Here is a 17,828-nt window from a genome sequence, read left to right as displayed (position 1 = left end):
GGCCTTGTGAAGACCGAAAAACACCTCGCTTTTCCTTTTTTAGTTTTTCAATTCGGCGATCCTTTTTTCGACGGCTTCGCGTTTTGCCGTATAATCGGCTTCTTTCGCCCGCTCTTCGTCGATGACGTGCTGCGGCGCTTTTTTCATAAAGCCTTCATTGCTTAATTTCTTCTGAACCCGTTCGACTTCTTTGTTCAATTTACCGAGCTCTTTTTCAAGGCGGCTGATTTCTTCGTCAATGTTGATCAGCCCTTCAAGCGGCAAAATCAACTCTGCCCCTGATACAACGGCAGTCATCGCTTTATCAATCGTCTTGACGTCCGTTCCGATTTCAAGCACGCTCGGGTTTGTAAAGCGTTCCACGTAAGAGCGGTTTTCTTCAAGGCGCCCGGCGACTTCAGGCGTGCTCGTTTTGATATAAAGCTCGATCTGTTTGCTGAGCGGTGTATTGACTTCACTGCGGATATTCCGCACTGCACGGATCACTTCAACGAGAAGCTTCATATCTGCCGCAGCCTCTTCGTCGGAATATGCTTTGACGACTTCAGGCCACTTCGCAACCGTAATCGATTCACCTTCATGAGGAAGGTGCTGCCAAATCTCCTCTGTTAAAAATGGCATGAACGGATGCAGGAGGCGCATCGTCTGATCCAGTACATACGCCAAAACGGAGCGTGTCGTCTTTTTGGCCGCTTCATCATCGCCGTAAAGCGGAAGTTTGGCCATTTCGATGTACCAGTCGCAGAAATCGTCCCAAATAAAGTTGTAGAGATGGCGGCCGACTTCGCCGAATTCGTATTTTTCTGCAAGATGTGTCACCGTTTCGATCGTTTCGTTTAATCTCGTTAAAATCCATTTATCTGCAACCGATTTTTCACCTGATAAATCGAGTTCTTCATACGTCATACCGTCCATGTTCATCAACGCAAACCTTGAGGCATTCCAAATCTTGTTTGCGAAGTTCCATGTAGATTCGACCTTTTCAAAGCTGAAGCGCAAATCCTGTCCAGGCGAGCTTCCGGTCGCCAGGAAATAGCGGAGTGAATCGGCTCCATACTTTTCGATGACTTCCATAGGATCGACCCCGTTTCCGAGCGATTTGCTCATCTTGCGGCCTTGGTCGTCTCGGATCAATCCGTGAATCAAGACGTCTTTGAACGGACGCTCGCCCGTAAACTCGATGCCTTGGAAAATCATTCTGGACACCCAGAAGAAAATGATGTCATATCCTGTAACAAGAACGTTAGTCGGATAGTAGCGCTTGAAATCTTCCTCATCGACATCAGGCCAGCCCATCGTCGAAAACGGCCACAGAGCCGAACTGAACCACGTGTCAAGAACATCTTTGTCCTGCTCCCAGTTTTCGGCATCCTCAGGCGCTTCAACGCCGACGTAGACTTCACCCGTTTCTTTATGATACCAAGCCGGAATCCGGTGGCCCCACCAAAGCTGGCGTGAAATACACCAGTCGCGGATATTTTCCATCCAGTGAAGGTATGTTTTTTCAAACCGCTCCGGTACGAAATTGACTTTGCCTTCGCTTTTTTGCAATTCGATTGCCGCATCGGCCAGCGGCTGCATTTGGACGAACCATTGCGTTGAAAGGTACGGTTCAACGACTGCGCCGCTGCGCTCGCTGTGACCGACGGAATGCATATGCTCTTCGATTTTGAAAAGAACGCCCTGTTCCTGTAGGTCTTTCACAATCGCTTTGCGGCATTCAAAACGGTCCATGCCTTTATATTGAAGGGCATTATCGTTCATCGTTCCGTCTTCATTCATAACGAGAATCCGCTCCAGATTGTGGCGGTTTCCGATCTCAAAGTCGTTCGGATCATGAGCCGGCGTGATTTTCACCGCACCTGAACCAAATTCCATGTCGACGTAATCATCAGCGACAATCGGAATTTCTCTTCTCGTGATCGGCAGAACGACCGTTTTTCCGATTAGGTGTTTGTACCGTTCATCTTCCGGATGAACCGCAACCGCCGTATCTCCGAGCATCGTTTCCGGACGGGTCGTCGCGATCTCAATCGAGCCTGAGCCGTCTTTCAGCGGATAGCGCATATGGTAGAATGCGCCTTGAACGTCTTTATAGATGACTTCGATGTCGCTCAGAGCCGTTTTTGTGGCCGGGTCCCAGTTGATGATATATTCTCCCCGGTAAATCAGCCCTTTTTCATAAAGCTTCACAAAGACTTCGCGAACCGCTTTTGAGAGCCCTTCATCAAGAGTGAACCGCTCTCTTGAGTAATCGAGGCCAAGACCGAGCTTTGCCCATTGGCTGCGAATGAAATCGGCGTATTCCTCTTTCCATTTCCACGTTTCCTCGAGAAATTTTTCGCGCCCCAGATCATAGCGGGTTTTTCCTTCCTCGCGCAGCTTGGCTTCAACCTTTGCCTGTGTCGCAATTCCGGCGTGGTCCATTCCCGGAAGCCACAGCACGTCATACCCTTGCATCCGCTTCATTCTCGTGACGATATCCTGCAGCGTCGAATCCCACGCGTGTCCCAAATGCAGCTTCCCTGTCACATTCGGCGGTGGAATGACAACGGTATACGGCTCTTTGTCAGAGTCGTTTGCAGCTTCAAAAAACTTGCCGTTCACCCAATATTCGTATCTGTCTTTTTCGACTTTGGCCGGATCGTATTTTGTCGGCATCGTCAGTTCTTGTTTATCCATTTTCAAACCTCCAGCAATATAAACGGCTGATCAATAGAAAAAGAGTCCTCTTTATCCTGTTAAAAGGACGAAGAGAACTCTCTCGCGGTACCACCTTTTTTCATGAACGCCGAATGAGGCATTCACGCACTTAATGGGATAACGGGTCTTTCCCGAATTTCTCTACTTTTATGTTCAAGAAATTGCGCTCCTGGGCGACCTTCCAAAAAAGACTGGCTGGGAAACCTTTCAGCTCTAGGAGTCCCTCTCTGTAAGCGTCTGTTTTTGTACTCTTCCCATTCAAAGCGGGTGATCATTGATTTTTCAGCACGTACTTTTTTCTTGTTCTTATATTACTAAATCTTTTTCATTTTCGTCAATCATCTTTGCCGTTTTTCTCCCGTTTTATACGAGATTGGGCCATGCACACAAGCTTCGTTTTCTCATATGATGCTGTAACGAAAAGGAGAGGAGGCATAAGGTGCGGAAAAAGTTCAACATTCACTCGCTCCAGCCGTGGCTGAAACAGATAAAGCTTGTCGGTGTTCAAGTCATCCTCCCGCTTACGATCTTTCAAGGCATTCGAACCCTTTTCTTTCCAACGACGTTTGATGTTCTCCTGTTGGGTATTCTCATATTCCTTGCATGCGCCTTTCACCTTGACTGGATATAAAACAGGCAAGGCCTGCTGCAAGCAGAAAAGTCCGCATCATGATGATGGGGACTCTGTTTCTGCCTGGAGTTTTCGGTTTTCTTCTGTTTGATGGATGCCCATTACGAGCGGCTCCGCATTTTTCATTTGCCAATACGCCTTCAGCAGTCTTGTGCATTCTTCTTTCTCTCCGGAGCGTTTTCCCGTCTGATAGCGTTTCAGCTCATCAAATACGGCTGCCGGATAAGCCATATAGCTTAAAAACAAGCTGATTTCTTCATCGCGCAAAGGGTAGACTTTGTGATACGTATAAAACCAGCTTACACATTCCGGGCACATGACGGGATTTGTCTTAAACATTCTCGTAAAAAATACGATAAGGTCATTTGCAGGCGGCCCGTATCCCGCTTTCTCAAAGTTGGTAAAGTAGCCCGTGCCCATATCATTATACAGAAAGTGGCGGACGGACAATTGCCCGTGGTTTAAGACGAGTCTGGAAGACTCCTTACCTTTGATGGCTTCGTACCACTCATCAAGACGTTCAAGCGCAAAATCGACGGCGGACAGCGTCTCTTTGTAATACATTGCGGCCTGAAGCTGAAATGGCGACATGTACCATTCTTTTTCCGCCACTGTGAGAAACTCTTCATATCTTTGTTTTTGCGCTTCCCATTTTCGTTTTGTCCGTTCATAGTGCCCGAGCGTATCCTCTTGCCTTATATCGGTTTCTTTTTCCGTTTTCTGATGAATAAGAGCGATTTCCTGAAATAAATATTCGTGCTTTTGATCGCGCTCTTCCTCTTTTTGAAGCGACAGCCACGGCATTAAATAGCAGACATCAGCACCCGCACCGGTCAAAAATTCCCCTGACCGGTTTCTGTAAACGGGAACGAAATTTCTGTAGCCCTTCTCCTCAAGGATGATCATCTGCTCCGTAAAACGGGCATTCCTTGAAGCGACCAGTTTTTTCAGGGCGAATACGCCGTGGTTCGTATATACTTTCCACACTTTTCGACTGACGGGCTCAACATATTGAGCGGCAAGCCCGTATTCATGCAAAACAGACTGGATATCTTCCATTTCTGCTCACCACGCATCAGGCATGGCTGTTTTGATAATAGGGAATATAAAGGATTTGTCCTTCCTTTAATTCTTCATCAAGAGAAAGGGAATTCATCCGGATGAGCTGCTGGGCATTAATGCCGTAACGTTCGCACAGAAGGTCGATTGTATCATTTTGCTGAACGATGCACATCCTCATTCGCGCAAACTCCTCCTCCCCTTGTTTTGTAAACAGTTTCGTTAAATAGAGCGCGTTATCGTTCTCTTTCGTTTCTTCTTCCGCGTTGTCATCCCGTTCTTCTTCAGGCTCTTCCTGCTCATGAAAAGAGTATTCCGGAATTACGATGGAATGGCTCGGCTCCGGTTCTTCTTCTGCTGTTTCCTGTTTTACTTCAATTTCAAAGGACTCCCTTTCCTCCTGCTCTTCTTCATCCTGCAGAATAGGAGGAACGCCGAAAAACGGTGTTTCCTTTGTTTCTTCAGAATCGGAATAAGACCTGTATAACGGTTCCGCCGTCTCTTCCGCCGTCTCTTCCGCCGCCTCGCTTTCTTCCATTCTCGGTTCCGCTTTTGCGTCCCTGCCGCTTTCTTCCATTCTCGGTTCCGTTTTTGCGTTCCCGCTGCTTTCTTCCATTCTCGGTTCCGCTTTTGCGTCCCCGCTGCTTTCTTCCATTCTCGGTTCTGCTTTTGCGTCCCTGCTGCTTTCCTCCATTCTCAGTTCCGCTTTTGCATCCCTGCTGCTTTCTTCCATATTCCGTTCTGTTTTTACCTCTTCTCTTACTTCCTCAGTTTCCTTTTGCGTTTCCAGCTCGCGCTTCGTTCTTTCCGCAGCGGACAATGAAGCGGCAAAAAACGGTTTTGCTTCGTTTCCGGATTCTCCGAGAAACGATTGATAAATCGGAACCGTTTGTTCATCGGTTTCATCTTCATCTTCGTATGTTTCTTCTTCTACTTCCTGGTCATCGTACGGAGCGTCTAGGCTAATGGAAAACGTCTTTTCTTCAGGATCGTCTTCTTCATCCGGATAAGACCGGTACGCAGGTTCAGGTTCTTCTTCATACTGAGGAATTTCCCCCAGGACCGGCGGGGTGTGCGCCCCGTTTTTCTCCTCTTCTTCCCCGCTCACATTCAGCAGGCCTTCAATCGCCAAGTCCGCCTGAATCGTCAGCATGCGGGCATCTGTCAGCTGATAATCGAAAGCATCAATAAACACAAATACATCGTTTAAATGATTCACCTTGTTTTTCGGAATCGTAATATCTACGGGAAAGCAATGCGTCAGCTCGGCGCTTCCGTCCCCTTTCAATTTTACGTCTTCCACAAATCGGCTTGTCGCAGGCAGCTCAGCATACTCCCGGGTTTGATCTATGTTGTATTCGCCTGTCAGCTCTAATGACCCGCGTATTGATACGTAATCATTCACTTCCTGAACGGAAATGTCAGGATCCAATGATATCGATAACAATTCCGATACTTCCTGTCCTTTTTGAAAACAGATCGACTCTTCCACAGAAAATTGCAAACGGTGGTTTTGCGGCAAACTGATATCCTCCCTTCACCTAATTTTTAAAATTAGATGTCAGTAAAGATGTATGAAAAAAAACGGCAAAATATGAACATAAAAAAAAGGGCCGCCGGCAATGCCGGCAGCCTCCTTCGTTCTTTACTTTTTGCGGCTGATCGCGCTGAACACCCGTTCAACCGCTCTGATCGTATGTTCAATGTCTTCATCCGTGTGGGCGGTTGACAAAAACAGCCCTTCAAACTGTGACGGCGGCAGGAACACGCCTTCATCCGCCATGCCTTTGTAATAGTCGGCAAACAGGCTGAGGTCAGACTGTCTGGCGGTTTCATAATTGATGACAGGCCCGTCTGTGAAAAAGAAGCCGATCATCGATCCCGCCCGGTTAAACGTATGCGGGATGCCGTTTTTCCGGGCGGCTTCAGAAATTCCTTTTTCAAGAAGATCCGCTTTCCGTGAAAATTCCCGATAAGAATCAGGCGTCAGCTGCTTCAATGTTTCGAGCCCGGCTGTCATGGCAAGCGGGTTGCCGGACAATGTGCCGGCCTGATAAATCGGTCCGCTCGGCGCGATTTTCTCCATGATTTCAGCTTTTCCTCCGTACGCGCCGACTGGAAGCCCGCCGCCGATCACTTTTCCGAGACACGTCAAATCAGGCGTCACGCCGAAATAGCCTTGAGCGCAATTATAATCGACCCTGAAGCCCGTCATAACCTCGTCAAAGATCAACAGCGCACCATATGTTTCGGTAAGCTCGCGGAGCCCTTCAAGGAACCCTTTAACAGGCGGAACGACACCCATGTTGCCTGCTACAGGCTCAACGATAACACCGGCGATGTCGTCTCCGAACTCTTGGAAGACAAGCTTCATCGTTTCGAGATCATTGTAAGGAACTGTAATCGTATTTTTGGCAATGCTTTCAGGAACACCCGGGCTGTCAGGCAAGCCGAGCGTCGCGACTCCGGAGCCCGCCTTGATGAGCAGCGAATCGCCGTGCCCGTGGTAACAGCCTTCAAATTTCACGATTTTATTCCGGCCCGTGTATCCCCGTGCAAGCCTTAATGCGCTCATCGTCGCTTCGGTTCCCGAGCTGACCATCCGGACGATTTCTATGGAAGGGACGCGTTCAATGACAAGCTCAGCGAGCTCTGTTTCCAGCTCGGTCGGCGCACCGAAGCTTGTCCCGTTTTGCGCAGTCTCTTGAATGCTTTTCACAACTTGTTCGTTGCTGTGTCCCAAAATGAGCGGACCCCATGATAAGACGTAATCAATATATTCGTTTCCGTCGATATCATAGATCTTCGAACCTTTGCCCCGTTCCATGAAAATCGGATCCATGTTTACCGATTTAAACGCGCGGACCGGACTGTTTACTCCGCCCGGCAGCACTTGCTGGGCTTTTTTGAAAGCCGCTTTAGATTTTTCATAGCTCCGCATTCGCTAAAACCTCCAGTCGATTTTCGTTATTCTGCAATCCATTTTGCTGCATCTTTTGCAAAATACGTGATGATCAAATCACAGCCTGCCCGTTTCATGCTTGTCAGCATTTCAAGGACAAGCGCTTTTTCATCGATCCAGCCGTTTTGGCCTCCCGCTTTTACGATCGAATATTCTCCGCTCACATTATATCCTACGACAGGCAGATTGAACTCGTTTTTCACGTCGCGGACGATATCCAAATAGGAGAGAGTCGGTTTGACGATCAGAAAATCGGCGCCTTCTTCAACATCGGATTTTGCTTCTCTGATGGCTTCCAGACGGTTGGCGTAATCCATTTGATACGTTTTCCGGTCTCCGAACTGCGGGCTGCTTCCCGCTGCATCGCGGAACGGCCCGTAAAACGCACTCGCATATTTTACAGCGTAAGACATAATCGGCACGTTCGTAAATCCTTCTTCATCAAGCGCCTCCCTGATGGCGGCAACGAACCCGTCCATCATGTTGGACGGCGCGATGATGTCAGCGCCGGCCCTGGCCTGGCTGACCGCCGTCTTCGCCAAGAGAGCGAGCGATTCGTCGTTTAAGATTTCGCCGTTCTCGACGAGGCCGCAGTGGCCGTGATCCGTATATTCGCAAAGGCACGTATCGGCGACTACGACAAGCTCCGGGAAGTCCTCTTTTATTTTTGCGATCGCTTTTTGGACGATACCATGGTCATGATATGCTCCACTTCCGACAGCATCTTTATGTTCCGGCACGCCGAAAACGATAACCGATTGAATGCCGAGGCTTGCGACTTCTTCAAGTTCTTCGTTCAGTCTGTCCAGTGACAGCTGATACACGCCGGGCATTGAAGGCACTTCACTTTTAATGTTTTCTCCTTCGATTGCAAAAATCGGATAAATAAAGTCTGACGCTCTTAATTCGGTTTCTCTGACAAGCTTCCGCATGCCTGCCGTTGTCCGCAGACGGCGGTGTCTGTGAAATGATGCTTTCATTTGTCATTCTCCTTTTCTTGAAATGCTGCACATCGCATCCAGCATTCCGTCAATTGTATAAACCTCCGGCATAGTTGAAGGGATCCCGTATTCCGAGAGCACCTTTTTCGTCAAAGGCCCGATGCTGATAAAGGATGTGCCTTTTTCAGCCCACCTTTTGCTCTCCTCTTTCAACATGCTCATAAACGCATGTACGGTCGAAGAGCTCGTAAACGTCACGAAATCAAACGCTTCACGCGACGCCGCACTTTTGAGCAGACGCATTCCATCCGTGTCAGGGACGGTTTCATACAAAACCCACTCCGAAATGTCAATGCCGAGCGGAGTAAGGGTTTCTTTTATAACATCGCGCGATAAATTCCCTTTCAAAACCGCTACCTTGTCACTCGGCCCGATTTTTTGCTGCAGCGCTTCAGCCAGATCTTCAGCGACGTAACGTTCCGGAATAAGGTCAACCCCGACATTCCTGTCTTCTAAATATCGGGCGGTCTTTTCGCCGACAGCGGCAACCTTCGCCTTGGATGCGGCCGAAATCCCGATTCCGTGATCTTCCATGTAAGAAAAAAAGAACTTCGCTCCGTTTACGCTCGTAAAGACAAGCCAGTCCGCCCGGCCGATGTCCGCATGAAATTGCGGGGCCCGATCAGAAGAGAGAGCAGGCCGGAACGAGATCAAAGAGGTTAATACCGCTTCTCCTCCCAAATCCTTCACCTTTTTTCCAAATGACCGGGCTTGCGCTTTATTGCGGGTGACGAGCACCTTCTTTCCCTGCAGAGGAAGATCACGATTCATGATCGTCCAGCTCCTGTTTGACCCGGTCAATTAAAGCCTTGGCTCCTTTTTGCGCCATCCGTTCGGCGCACTCTTTGCCGACGGCTGCGGGATCTGTCCCGCCCGTCTTTTCCCTGTATACCGTTTTGCCGTCCGGAGAGGCGACAAGACCGGTCAGTTCGATGACATCTTCTTTATTCATCACGGCAAAACCCGCAATCGGAATTTGACAGCCGCCTTCCATCGCATGAAGAAAAGCGCGTTCAGCGGTGACAGTCTGTTCTGTGTAACGGTCATTCAGCCCGGATAACAGGCCTAGCAGCTCTTCGTCCGCAGCTCTGCACTCAATCGCCAACGCGCCTTGCCCGACTGCAGGCAGGCAGCTCTCAGGCTCAAGAAACTCCGTCACGACATCGTCTTTCCAGCCCATTCTCGAAAGGCCGGCAGCCGCTAAAATAATCGCGTCATACTCCTCTGTCTCAAGCTTTTTGAGCCTTGTGTCGATATTCCCTCTGATCCATTTAATCTCAAGGTCGGGACGGATCTGCAAAAGCTGGGCGCTTCTCCGCAGGCTGCTTGTGCCGACAACCGCCCCCTGCGGAAGCTCTGCGAGTGTTTGACGTTTTTTTGAAATCAGCGCGTCGCGGACATCCTCCCGCTTCGGAACGCATCCGATCACAAGGCCCTCCGGAAGCGCGGACGGCATGTCTTTCATACTGTGAACGGCCATATCAATTTCTCCCGAAAGCATGGCCTGCTCGATTTCTTTAACGAAAAGGCCTTTTCCGCCGACCTTTGACAAGGTGACGTCAAGAATCCGGTCGCCTTTCGTCACGATTTCCTTTATTTCAAATGTAACATTCGGATGCAGTTCCTCCAGTTTTTTGATTACCCATTTCGTCTGGGTCATCGCCAATTTGCTTCTTCTTGAGCCTACGATGATATTTCTCATATGTTCTTCCTCCCATTTCCGTACGGGCAACCGTTTTAACTAAACCAATGAAATTGTGAAAAGCTGCCTAGTAAAAAGAAATTGATTAAGAGAACAAGAAAAGACGCGGTATTCCACATAGCCGCGATCCTCCCCTGCAGCTCTTTGACGATCCTGATAAATAAATAATAACCATATAAAAAGAGAAGCACGATGGAGCCGAGCACTTTCGGGTCCGTCCAGTACAGGGTCTCAAGCGACACATATGACCAGATGATTCCGAGTATCAGGCTCAAGAGGAGCATGGGCACGCCGATGATATTAAGGACGTACGCCATGTAATCAAGCTTTGCCAAATCCTCGATTCTCAAAAGCCATTTTCCCCACTTTTTCTTTTTCAATAAATTGTACTGAAAAAGATAAAGCATTGAAAAGACAAATGACAAAGAAAATGCTCCGTATGAGAGAATCGCCATCGTAATATGAATGATCAGAAGCTCTGACACCAGCCTGCCCGAAAGCTCCGCCGACTGCTGTGCGGTCGGTGTAAACGTATGAATCGCCACCATGGAAAAGCCGATCACGTTTGTGAAAAAGACGAGAAAATCCACCTTCAAGAGCTTTGTCAATACAAGGGACAGCGTGACAAGCACCCAGGCATAAAAATAAAGACCCTGCACATTATTCAGCACAGGAAACGCCTCGGTATACCACATAAAATAAAAAAGATACACCGTCTGAAGAATCCAGACAATAGAAAGCAACCAGAAGGCCGCTCTGCCTGCCTTCCGGTTGTGCTGTAGAAAATCTATAAAATAAAAGAGAACGCTGAGCGCATATAACACGATCGTGCCTTCATTAAGCCTTGCTAGCAGTGTATCCGTCATGACGTCACTCACTCGCGATAGAGGTGAAGCCCTGCTGATGCTGTTTTGTAAAGCCTTGAACCAGCTGGCGCTCATCTTGTTCCTTTTCATTCGCGAAAGCCGCTTCTTCAATATCAAAAATCTGTGTGAACAGGCTGAGCTTTTCCTCAGCATCCGATTCTGAGGCAAACTCTTTCGCTTTTAAAATCGGATCGCGCAAAAGCTGGTTGATGATGCTTTTCGTATGTTTATTTAAAAGCTTCTTTTCCCTCGTACTTAAATGAGGCAGCTTGCGCTCAATGCTCTGCATCGTTTCAGACTGGATCGCGAGGGCCTTCTCCCTCAATGCCGAGATGACCGGAACGACTCCGAGCGTATTGAGCCATTGCTTAAAGGCAACGATTTCAGCCTCGATGATGAGCTCGACTTCTTCAGCCACGGCCTGGCGCTCTTTCAAGTTTTCCTCGACGATGCCTTCAAGATCGTCGATGTCATACAAAAAGACGCCTTCCACGTCTTGAAGCGCAGGATCAAGGTCGCGCGGCACAGCGATATCCACCATGAAAAGCGGACAGCCTTTCCGAAGCTTGTTGACCTGTTCGATCATCTCTTTTGTAATGACGTAGCCGTTTGCACCGGTCGAGCTGATGAGAATGTCAGCTTCCGTCAGAGCGCATTGCAGCTCGTTCAGGCTCTTTGCCTCGCCTGAAAAGCGGCCGGCCAGCTCTTTTGCCTTTGAAAATGTTCTGTTGATGACCGTAACCTGTCCGATTCCTTGCCCGTGAAGGTTTTGTACGGCAAGCTCTCCCATTTTGCCCGCTCCGAGAATGAGAACGTGCTTATCCGCAAGGCTGCCGAAGATTTTTTTCGCCAGCTCAACGGCGGCATAGCTGACAGATACCGCATTTGATGCGATGTCCGTCTCAGCGTGGCAGCGTTTGGCAACGGTGACAGCCTGTTTAAACAAATAGTTGAAAACGGTACCAATCGTCTTCTCTTCCTGAGCGAGCTTGAAGCTTGTGCGCACTTGGCCCAAAATCTGCGTTTCGCCGATGATCATTGAATCAAGGCCGCACGATACACGGAACAGATGTTCTACCGCTCCGTCATTTTCATAATATTTCAAGTAAGGCGACATGTCTTCTTTGTCCATGCCGAACCAATCCGCCAAAAACCTTTTCATATAATAGCGTCCGGTGTGCAACTGATCTACGACAGCATACAGTTCTGTTCGGTTGCATGTCGACACGATGATGTTTTCGAGTATGCTTTTCTCTTCTTTTAACTGCGACATGGCACGCCCCAAATCGCTGGGCTGAAACGTTAATTTTTCGCGTATATGAACAGGGGCCGATTTGTAATCCAATCCCACAACAAGTATATGCATAATTCCTGCTTGCACCCCCAACATCTATCTAGATTAGAATTATTATAATATAGAATTTATTATTCATAACGATTATAACATATATTCACTATTTTCTCTTCACAAAATGTGAACAGATTTTAAAAAAATGTTGTGTTATAGTAGAAATTGCTTTCCTATTTTCTTTACAACGAGAAGGTGATATTTTGAAAAAGAAATCGATTTTGCTCCCGTGCCTGTTCCTCGCCGTATCGATTTACGCAATATTGCGTTCCGGACAAATCAGCCTCTTTGACGGACAAGGGGAATGGTCTGTTTTAGCCGCTCTCGTCGGCCTGGCATTTTTATATCAGGGGCACAAAGAAGCCGATAACGTTCATTTTTTTGCCGGCTTGCTGCTTGCCGCAATCGGCAGTTATTTCGCCTTTAAACAGGAGCTTTTCGGACAAGCCGACGATTTCACCGCAGTCGTCCTGATTGCCGGATGCGCCCTGTTCATCAGATCGCTTCGCACGAAAGAATATCAATTTGAAAGTTTTTTGATGATCGCTTTTGCGCTGTATCTTTATTTTTTCAACCGGATCATCGCCTGGCTCCAATCGCTTAAAATTGAAACATCCTATGTAGAAGCATACTGGCCGGCCGCACTGATTGCAGTCAGTCTGCTCTTATTATTCTTAAAAAGAAAATAATTTATTCCGCAAAAAAGCACCTGCATCCTTGACGCAAGTGCTTTTTTTCAGCCGCTGATCATTTGTTCAATTGCGGCCCATGCTTCCTGCTTTCCTTTTTTCGTTTCCGAGGAAAACAGAATCAGTTTGTCTCCATCTTCAATATCCAGCGTCTGCCTGACGACTTTTGCATGCTTATCCCATTTTCCCTTAGGGATCTTATCAGCCTTTGTCGCAATGACAATCACCGGAATATCATAATGCTTTAAAAAGTCATACATCATGACATCATCCTGCGAAGGCGCGTGTCTGAGGTCGACGATTTGTACGACTGCTTTCAGTTCTTCTCGCGACCTCAAATACGTCTCGATCATCCGGCCCCACGCTTCGCGCTCGGTCTTGGACACTTTTGCAAACCCGTAGCCCGGAACGTCGACGAAATGGAGCACATCATTGATGATATAGAAGTTGAGCGTCTGTGTTTTGCCGGGCTTTGAAGACGTTCTCGCTAAATTTTTCCGGTTGATCATTGTATTAATGAATGATGATTTCCCGACATTGGATCTCCCGGCAAGCGCGATCTCCGGCAGCCCCCCTTCAGGGTACTGCTCGGGTTTCACCGCGCTGATGACGATTTCTGATTTTGTTACTTTCATTTCTCTACTCCCACTAGCGCTTGCTTAAGGACTTCATCCAGATGAGAGACGGGTATAAAATTCAATCCTTCCCGCACGCTCTCCGGAATGTCCTCAATGTCTTTTTCATTATCTTTCGGTATGATGATGTTTTTCAGTCCGGCCCGATGCGCGGCGAGCGCTTTTTCTTTCAGGCCGCCGATCGGAAGCACCCGGCCTCTCAGCGTAATTTCCCCGGTCATGCCGACATTGCGGGAAACCGGGCGGCCCGTCAGTGCAGAAACGAGAGCGGTCGCCATCGTGATGCCGGCGGACGGGCCGTCCTTCGGAACCGCGCCTTCGGGAACATGGATGTGAATGTCATGCTTTTCATGAAAATCCGGACTGATCTTTAATTCTTCCGCTTTTGAACGGACATAGCTGAATGCAGCCTGCGCCGATTCCCTCATGACATCGCCGAGTTTTCCGGTTAAGATCAGCTTGCCTTTACCCGGTGAAAGCGACACTTCAATAGAAAGCGTATCACCCCCGGCTGTTGTATAAGCAAGCCCCGTCACGACGCCGATTTGGTCATCCAGCTCCGCTTGCCCGTATCTGAAGATCCGTTTTCCTAGATAGTCCTCGAGATTTTTCTCTGTGACCGTGATTCTTTTTCTTTCTCCTGAGACGATCAGCTTTGCCGCTTTTCTGCAGATCGCGGCAATTTGGCGCTCAAGGTTCCGCACCCCGGCTTCCCTCGTATAATAGCGGATGACATCAAGTACGGCCTGGTCCCGCATTTGCAGATTTGATTTTTTCAGCCCATGCTCCTTGATCTGCTTCGGCAGAAGATGGTCTTTGACGATTTCCACCTTCTCCACTTCGGTATAGCCCGCGATCGTAATGATTTCCATTCTATCTCTAAGCGGAGCAGGAATTGTCGCCAGATTATTCGCTGTCGCGATAAACAAAACCTTCGATAAGTCAAACGTTTCTTCTATATAATGGTCGCTGAACGTGTGATTTTGCTCAGGATCGAGCACTTCAAGCATCGCTGAAGCAGGGTCGCCCCTGAAATCTGAGGCCATCTTATCAATTTCATCCAGCAGAAATACTGGATTGATTTTGCCCGCTTTTTTCATTCCCTGAATGATCCGGCCGGGCATCGCCCCGACATACGTCCGGCGGTGGCCGCGGATTTCGGATTCATCCCTGACGCCGCCAAGCGAAATGCGGACGAATTTCCGCCCGAGCGATTTAGCGATCGATTTTGCAAGGGAAGTCTTTCCGACGCCGGGAGGTCCGGCCAAACACAAAATCGGTCCTTTTAATGACTTTGTCAGCTTTTGGACGGCTAAGTACTCAAGAACCCGCTCCTTGACTTTCTCAAGGCCGTGATGCTCTTCATCAAGAATTTTGCCGGCAAGGTGAATATCAAGCCTGTCTTCTGTTGCATCATTCCACGGAAGCGAAATCAGCCATTCGATGTAATTGCGGATCACTGAACTTTCTGCAGAGCTTGACGGGATTTTTTCGTACCGGTTCAGCTCTTTGAATGCCGTTTCTTTCACATGGTCCGGCATACCGGCCTCTTCGATTTTATCCGTAAGCTTTTGAACCTCGCCCGCTTTTCCTTCTTTGTCTCCAAGCTCTTTTTGGATGGCTTTCATTTGCTCGCGGAGGTAGTATTCCTTTTGCGTTCTTTCCATTGAACGCTTCACGCGCTGCCCGATTTTTTTCTCAATCTCCAAGACTTCTTTTTCATTGTGAATCAGGTCGATCACTTTATTCAGCCTTGCTTTCACATCGATTGTTTCCAGCACTTCCTGCTTGTCCTTTAACTTAAGCGGAAGGTGGGAAGCGACGATATCGGCCATTCTCCCGGGCTCTTCAATGTCTGTTACCGCGGCAAACGTTTCAGCCGATATTTTTTTGGAAATCTTTATGTATTGATCAAAGTGGTCGAGCAGGGTGCGCATTAGTGCTTCATCTTCAACATCTTTTTCAGTATCCTCTTCGATTCGCTCGATCGTAACCGATGTATAATCATCCAAATCATGGTATTCAACGATTCGGGCGCGCTGAATGCCTTCCACTAAAACGCGGATCGTTCCGTTCGGAAGCTTCAGCATCTGCTTGATTTTCGTGTAGGTCCCGAATGGGAAGATTTCTTCTTCATCCGGTTCGTCTATCGATATGTCCTTTTGTGTTGCAAGAAAAATCATATGGTCATTCATCATAGACTGTTCAAGCGCCTGCACCGACTTTTCGCGTCCTACATCAAGGTGCAACACCATGGTCGGATAGACGAGTAAACCTCTTAAAGGGAGGAGCGGGATGCTTCGTTTCGTTTCATCTGCCATTTTGACTGACACCTCCGTAACTTTAGTAAGAAACATTATAATACACTTTTTTTATCGATGTACAATGGTAAGTCCCGCGAATTAAAAGGGTCTCCTGTAGTATACCCTTTCTTTCACTTCTGAAAAAGGAAAAGATGTCCTCCGCAAAGAAAACTTGCCCGGATACGGCCCGTTAAAAAATCCTCACCGAAAAGTGATGAGGATTATACGGATTCTTTTTTGATCTTTACGCCGTCCGGCATTTCTGAAGGCGGATTGACCAATGAAAGGTCAAGCACTTCCTGAAGCGTTTTGACGGGAACGATGCGAATGCCTTCGATCTGCTTTAAGATGGACTGGACATTTTCATGCGGGATAATGACCGTCTTCGCGCCCGCATGCTTGGCAGCTTTAATTTTCGGAATCACGCCGCCGATCGGTTTAACCCGGCCGTGCAGGCTGATTTCACCAGTCATCGCGATCGTATGGTCGATCGGGATTTTGTGGATTGCCGAAAAAATGCCCGCGGCCATCGCAATTCCAGCCGACGGCCCGTCAACCGGGATTCCGCCCGGGAAATTAATGTGGATGTCATAATCTGAAGCTTTTACCCCCATTGTCCTGAGGACGGTCATGACGTTTTCAACAGACCCTTTCGCCATGCTTTTCCGGCGGATCGATTTTGACTGATTGCCGATATTTTCTTCTTCGGCAATGCCGGTAATATTGATCGATCCTTTATCAGCCGCTTGATTGACAGTAACTTCGATCTCTAGCAAAGAGCCGCTGTTCGGACCGTGTACCGCAAGACCGTTGACGATGCCGATCTGCGGCTTACCTCCGATTTTTTGTTCATATTTCGGCGTCAGCTGGCTGGAATGGATCACCCATTCGATATCCTCGAGAGTGACGTGGTCGCGGTCTTCAGTAAGCGCCATCCCGGCGGCGATCTGCATCATATTGACGACTTCGCGCCCGTTCCTCGCATAGCATGTCAAAAGGTCGAGCCCTTCGTCTGTTACGTGTTTTTTAATTTTTTCAGCCGCTTTTTTCGCGACGGTTTTCAATTCGTGCCTTTCAAGGTCTCGGAAAAACACTTCAAGGCAGCGCGAGCGGATGGCGGGAGGAATTTCCTCGGGCATTCTCGTCGTCGCGCCGATCAGTCTGAAGTCCGCCGGCAGCCCGTTTTGAAAAATATCGTGAATATGCTTCGGAATTTGCGTGTTTTCTTCGCTGTAATAGGCGCTTTCCAGAAAGACTTTCCGATCTTCCAGCACTTTCAGCATTTTATTCATTTGAATCGGATGAAGCTCTCCGATTTCATCGATAAATAAAACGCCTCCATGGGCATGTGTGACGGCCCCTTGTTTCGGCTGCGGAATTCCCGCCTGTCCCATCGCGCCGGCTCCCTGGTAAATCGGGTCATGAACCGAACCGATTAAAGGGTCGGCAATTCCCCGCTCATCAAATCGGGCCGTCGTTGCGTCAAGCTCCACAAAAACGGAAGAATCCCGAAAAGGAGAACGTTTATTTTTTTTTGCTTCTTCCAGGACGAGCCGGGCGGCTGCCGTTTTTCCGACCCCCGGAGGGCCGTAGATGATCACGTGCTGAGGATTCGGTCCGCAAAGAGCGGCTTTCAGCGCTTTGATTCCGTCTTCCTGGCCGACAATGTCATGAAAGCTTGTCGGCCGGACTTTTTCTGATAAAGGTTCTGATAAATGGATTGATCTCATTTTCCGGAGCTGTTCCATCTCTTTTTTGGATTCTCTGTCTATCGTAACCTTTTGCGTTCTTTGGTTTTTAAGCAGATTCCAAAAATATAATCCGATGATAATCCCGAAAAATAATTGTACAAAAAGTGCAATGCTCGTCCAGCTCAACTGATGGTCCCTCCCGTATCTGATCTATGTCTGTTAGTATTTCCTGTTGGGA

Annotated in this window: 14 protein-coding genes and 1 other annotated feature; of the genes, 2 read left to right on the top strand and 12 right to left on the bottom strand. The window is 48.3% G+C overall.

What is annotated here, in order from left to right:
* Positions 1-39: 39 nt before the first annotated feature.
* Positions 40-2,682: a valine--tRNA ligase gene (locus MHB78_RS08000; RefSeq protein ID WP_046132060.1), complete on the bottom strand. Its 2,643-nt coding sequence runs from the start codon at positions 2,680-2,682 to the stop codon at positions 40-42.
* A gap of 60 nt (positions 2,683-2,742) precedes the next feature.
* Positions 2,743-2,974, bottom strand: a binding site (T-box leader).
* A 168-nt stretch (positions 2,975-3,142) separates the two neighbouring features.
* Here MHB78_RS08000 and MHB78_RS07995 point away from each other — a divergent pair.
* Positions 3,143-3,334: a hypothetical protein gene (locus MHB78_RS07995; protein ID WP_082094150.1), complete on the top strand. Its 192-nt coding sequence runs from the start codon at positions 3,143-3,145 to the stop codon at positions 3,332-3,334.
* 36 nt (positions 3,335-3,370) lie between these two features.
* On the opposite strand, the gene ysxE is transcribed toward MHB78_RS07995, so the two are convergent.
* The 8 genes from ysxE to hemA all read right to left on the bottom strand — a co-directional run bounded on the left by ysxE (position 3,371) and on the right by hemA (position 12,290).
* Complete coding sequence (ysxE, locus tag MHB78_RS07990; protein ID WP_046132058.1) at positions 3,371-4,393, bottom strand: spore coat protein YsxE; 1,023 nt, start codon at positions 4,391-4,393, stop codon at positions 3,371-3,373.
* Positions 4,394-4,409: 16 nt separating this feature from the next.
* A complete protein-coding gene (locus MHB78_RS07985) occupies positions 4,410-5,915 on the bottom strand; it encodes a LysM peptidoglycan-binding domain-containing protein (RefSeq protein WP_046132057.1) in 1,506 nt (501 codons plus the stop codon).
* Positions 5,916-6,038: 123 nt separating this feature from the next.
* The gene (gene hemL, locus MHB78_RS07980; protein ID WP_046132056.1) at positions 6,039-7,334 is read right to left on the bottom strand and encodes a glutamate-1-semialdehyde 2,1-aminomutase; all 1,296 of its coding nucleotides are present in this window, start codon (positions 7,332-7,334) and stop codon (positions 6,039-6,041) included.
* A 26-nt stretch (positions 7,335-7,360) separates the two neighbouring features.
* Entirely contained in the window at positions 7,361-8,335 is a 975-nt protein-coding gene (hemB, locus tag MHB78_RS07975; RefSeq protein WP_046132055.1) for a porphobilinogen synthase, read from the bottom strand.
* A 3-nt stretch (positions 8,336-8,338) separates the two neighbouring features.
* Positions 8,339-9,127 (bottom strand): uroporphyrinogen-III synthase, encoded by a 789-nt coding sequence (locus MHB78_RS07970; RefSeq protein ID WP_046132054.1) that lies wholly within the window; start codon positions 9,125-9,127, stop codon positions 8,339-8,341.
* Positions 9,117-10,058 (bottom strand): hydroxymethylbilane synthase, encoded by a 942-nt coding sequence (gene hemC, locus MHB78_RS07965; protein ID WP_046132053.1) that lies wholly within the window; start codon positions 10,056-10,058, stop codon positions 9,117-9,119. The genes MHB78_RS07970 and hemC overlap by 11 nt, the downstream gene beginning before the upstream one ends.
* A 35-nt stretch (positions 10,059-10,093) precedes the next feature.
* Positions 10,094-10,924, bottom strand: a complete 831-nt coding sequence (gene ccsA, locus MHB78_RS07960; protein WP_046132052.1) for a cytochrome c biogenesis protein CcsA — start codon at positions 10,922-10,924, stop codon at positions 10,094-10,096.
* 4 nt (positions 10,925-10,928) lie between these two features.
* Positions 10,929-12,290 carry a glutamyl-tRNA reductase gene (hemA, locus tag MHB78_RS07955; protein ID WP_046132051.1) on the bottom strand — a complete coding sequence of 454 codons (1,362 nt, stop codon included), beginning with the start codon at positions 12,288-12,290 and terminating at the stop codon, positions 10,929-10,931.
* Between the two features lie 185 nt (positions 12,291-12,475).
* Between hemA and MHB78_RS07950 the strand changes: the two genes are divergently transcribed.
* The gene (locus tag MHB78_RS07950; RefSeq protein ID WP_046132050.1) at positions 12,476-12,961 is read left to right on the top strand and encodes an FUSC family protein; all 486 of its coding nucleotides are present in this window, start codon (positions 12,476-12,478) and stop codon (positions 12,959-12,961) included.
* Between the two features lie 47 nt (positions 12,962-13,008).
* On the opposite strand, the gene yihA is transcribed toward MHB78_RS07950, so the two are convergent.
* From yihA to lonB, 3 genes are all read right to left on the bottom strand, one after another.
* On the bottom strand, positions 13,009-13,596 hold the full coding sequence (gene yihA / locus MHB78_RS07945) for a ribosome biogenesis GTP-binding protein YihA/YsxC (RefSeq protein WP_046132049.1): 588 nt from the start codon (positions 13,594-13,596) through the stop codon (positions 13,009-13,011).
* Positions 13,593-15,917, bottom strand: a complete 2,325-nt coding sequence (gene lon / locus MHB78_RS07940; protein ID WP_046132048.1) for an endopeptidase La — start codon at positions 15,915-15,917, stop codon at positions 13,593-13,595. Before lon ends, yihA begins: the two co-directional genes overlap by 4 nt.
* Positions 15,918-16,120: 203 nt before the next feature.
* Positions 16,121-17,776 (bottom strand): ATP-dependent protease LonB, encoded by a 1,656-nt coding sequence (lonB, locus tag MHB78_RS07935; protein WP_046132047.1) that lies wholly within the window; start codon positions 17,774-17,776, stop codon positions 16,121-16,123.
* Positions 17,777-17,828: the final 52 nt, after the last annotated feature.

The organism is Bacillus sp. FSL K6-0138 (genome assembly GCF_037982765.1).
Lineage (GTDB): Bacteria > Bacillota > Bacilli > Bacillales > Bacillaceae > Bacillus > Bacillus glycinifermentans.
Note: the sequence above shows the minus strand (reverse complement) of the source record. Positions and strands in the feature narration are given on the sequence as shown.